A 2,992-nucleotide genomic window follows, 5' to 3' on the forward strand; every position below is an offset into this window, starting at 1 on the left:
AGCTAATAACTTCTAGTATTGATGAGCCTCCACTCTAGTCATCAGTTTCGACGGGGTAAAACGGTTTATTTTTGTATATTCAACAAGCAAAACTGGTTATTCGAGTTATATGGAAACCCCGCGCCTGACCCTCCGCCAATTGCAGATCTTCGCCGCCGTGGCGGACGCGGGTAGCACCAGCGCGGCCGCCGGGGCCGTGGCGCTCTCGCAGTCGGCCGCTAGCGCCGCGCTGAATGACTTGGAGCGGGCCCTGGGCATGAGCCTGTTCGATCGGGTAGGCAAACGCCTAGTGCTGAACGACAACGGGCGGGAACTGCTGCCGCAGGCGCGCGAGCTGCTGGACCGCGCAGCCGCCATCGAGCGCTGGGCGCGGGACGACCAGGGCCACGTCGGTCTCCTGCGCATCGGCGCCAGCACCACCATTGGCAACTACGTATTGCCCACCTTGCTGGCAGGCTTCCAGCGCGACCTCGAAGCCTCCGGCCAACCGCACTGGACCGCGCACGTGGCCATCGCCAACACGTTGGCCATCGCCACCCAGGTGGTGAACTTCGAGCTCGACCTGGCCCTGGTGGAAGGCCCATGCGAGCAGCCCGAGTTGAACGTCGAGCCTTGGCTTACCGACGAATTGGTCATCGTGGCCGGCGCACGCGACCCCATCGTTCCGGCCAGCGGCATCGTTCCCACCGAGCAGCTGAGGGAAGCCACCTGGCTATTGCGGGAAGAAGGATCGGGTACGCGCGAAATCATTCGCGAAGCCCTTACGCCGCACTTGCTGCACATGAAATCGGGCATCGAGTTCGGCAACTCGGAAGCCATCAAGCGCGCCGCCGCCAGCGGCCTGGGGATCACCTGCCTGTCGCGCTGGGTCGTGGACGACATGCTCAAGAGCGGCGAGCTGGTGGAGCTGCCCACCGCCTTGCCCAAGCTCATGCGCTCCTTCTACCTGATCTCCCATGCGCGCAAACAGGCCACGCCGGGTGTACGCCGGCTGACCGCCTATCTTCGCGGCTTCGCGCAGAGTTCGACGCCGGGCCGGCCGTGACGCGCCCGCTCCGGCGACGCAGCCGGACCCGCCGCGCGCCAAAATGAAGCACAATCATTCTTTCGCTCATGCTTCATAGGATTCCCGGTATGGATGTCACGCTCGCCAACTTCGAGCGCGAGGTATTGCTGGCCTCGCGCGAAAAGCCGGTCCTCGTCGATTTCTGGGCCCCGTGGTGCGGCCCCTGCCGCTCGCTGACCCCGATCCTGGAAAAACTCGAACGCGAATACGGCGGCAAGTTCAAGCTGGTCAAGGTCAATGTCGACGAAAACCAGCAATTGGCCGCACACTTCCAGGCTCGCAGCATCCCGCTGGTCGTAGCCATCCTGAACGGCCGCCCGGTAGATCAATTCACCGGCGCCCTGCCCGAGGGGCAGGTGCGCGCCTTCATCGACCGGCTCCTACCCCTGCCCCACGAGCAGGAACACCAAATGGCGGCGGCGGCCATGCAGGCCGGCGACGTCGCCACGGCGGAAAAGCATTTGCGCGCCGCCCTCATGCTCGATGCGACCTACGATCCGGCGCGGATGGATTACGTCGAGCTGCTGCTCAGCACCGGACGCCCGGAAGACGCCAAGGCCCAGTTCGAGCTGCTTACCCCGGCGGCCAAGGCAGACCCGCATTACGCCAACCTCGAAACGGCGTTGAACGCGGTCGAGCAGGCGCAGGACTCGCCCGAGGAAACCGAGCTGGTCGCGCGCATCGAACAAAACCCGGACGACCTGCAGGCGCGCCTCGATCTCGCCAACAAGCGCATCGCTCGGCGCGCCTGGGCGGCCGCGATGGATGAGCTGCTCGAGATCGTCAAGCGCGACCGCCACTTCCAGGACGAGATCGGCCGCAAGACCATGATTGCGGTCTTCGACATGGCGTCGGCGCAACCGGAGCTGGTCTCGCAATATCGCAAGAAACTGTCGTCGGTACTGTTCTGAGCGTCACGCCCCGACCAGCCGCACCCGCGCTTCGCGGTATTTGTCCGACGTGCGCTCCAGCACGGCCTGGGGCAACCGCGGAGCCGGGGCGGTCTTGTTCCAGGGCTGGGCCTCCAGCCAGTCTCGAACGAACTGCTTGTCGAACGAGGGCGGGCTGATGCCCGGCGCATACGAGTCGGCGGGCCAGAAGCGCGACGAATCCGGGGTCAGCACTTCGTCCATCAAGTGCAGCACGCCGTTCTCGTCCAGCCCGAATTCGAACTTGGTGTCGGCAATGATGATGCCGCGCTGGGCCGCATACTCGGAAGCCAGCTGGTAGATGCGCAGCGAAACGTCGCGGATCTGCTCGGCCAACTGCGGACCGACTTCCTTGACCACATGCTCGAAGCTGACGTTTTCGTCGTGGGCACCCAGCTCGGCTTTCGCGGCGGGCGTGAAAAGGGGCGATGGCAGCTTCTGCGCCAGCACCAGCCCCTTGGGTAGGGCGATGCCGCACACGCTGCCGCTTTCCTGGTAATCCTTCCAACCGGAGCCGATCAGGTACCCGCGAACCACGGCTTCCACCAGCACGGGCTTGAGGCGCTTGACCACCACGGCGCGGCCGACGACCTGCTCCCGCTCGTCGGCGGCCACCACTGTCACGGGATCAATTCCGGTCAGGTGGTTCGGGATGATGTGGCCGAGCCGCTCCAACCAGAAATTGGTAAGCGAATTCAGCACCTCGCCCTTGCCCGGGATCGGGTCGTCGAGGATGACGTCGAAGGCAGACAGCCGGTCGGTGGTGACGATCAGCAGCTTGTCGTCGCCGACGGCGTACATGTCGCGGACTTTGCCGCGTCCGAGCAGCGGCAGGGAACGGATGGTGGATTGATACAGCGGCGGTGCGGCCATGATTGAGAGCTCTACAAAGCGCGTCTGCCAGACGCGGCGCGGGAAGGGCCCGCTTATCAGGGCGGGGGCGGGAGCACCCCGAGGCGCCCCCGATCCCGCGGCGGGCGGCGACCACACCCCCGGC

General features: G+C 65.1%; 3 protein-coding genes. 2 read left to right on the forward strand and 1 reads right to left on the reverse strand.

Features of this window, described 5'->3' with window-relative positions:
* The first annotated feature begins 109 nt into the window (after positions 1 to 109).
* Entirely contained in the window at positions 110 to 1,045 is a 936-nt protein-coding gene (locus tag IRZ12_RS16910; protein ID WP_296471056.1) for a LysR family transcriptional regulator, read from the forward strand.
* Between the two features lie 89 nt (positions 1,046 to 1,134).
* Positions 1,135 to 1,977 (forward strand): thioredoxin, encoded by an 843-nt coding sequence (gene trxA / locus IRZ12_RS16915; protein WP_296471058.1) that lies wholly within the window; start codon positions 1,135 to 1,137, stop codon positions 1,975 to 1,977.
* Positions 1,978 to 1,980: 3 nt separating this feature from the next.
* On the opposite strand, the gene IRZ12_RS16920 is transcribed toward trxA, so the two are convergent.
* Positions 1,981 to 2,868, reverse strand: a complete 888-nt coding sequence (locus IRZ12_RS16920) for a phosphoribosylaminoimidazolesuccinocarboxamide synthase (RefSeq protein WP_296471061.1) — start codon at positions 2,866 to 2,868, stop codon at positions 1,981 to 1,983.
* Between the last annotated feature and the right edge of the window lie 124 nt (positions 2,869 to 2,992).

The organism is Pigmentiphaga sp. (genome assembly GCF_019689535.1).
GTDB lineage: Bacteria > Pseudomonadota > Gammaproteobacteria > Burkholderiales > Burkholderiaceae_B > Pigmentiphaga.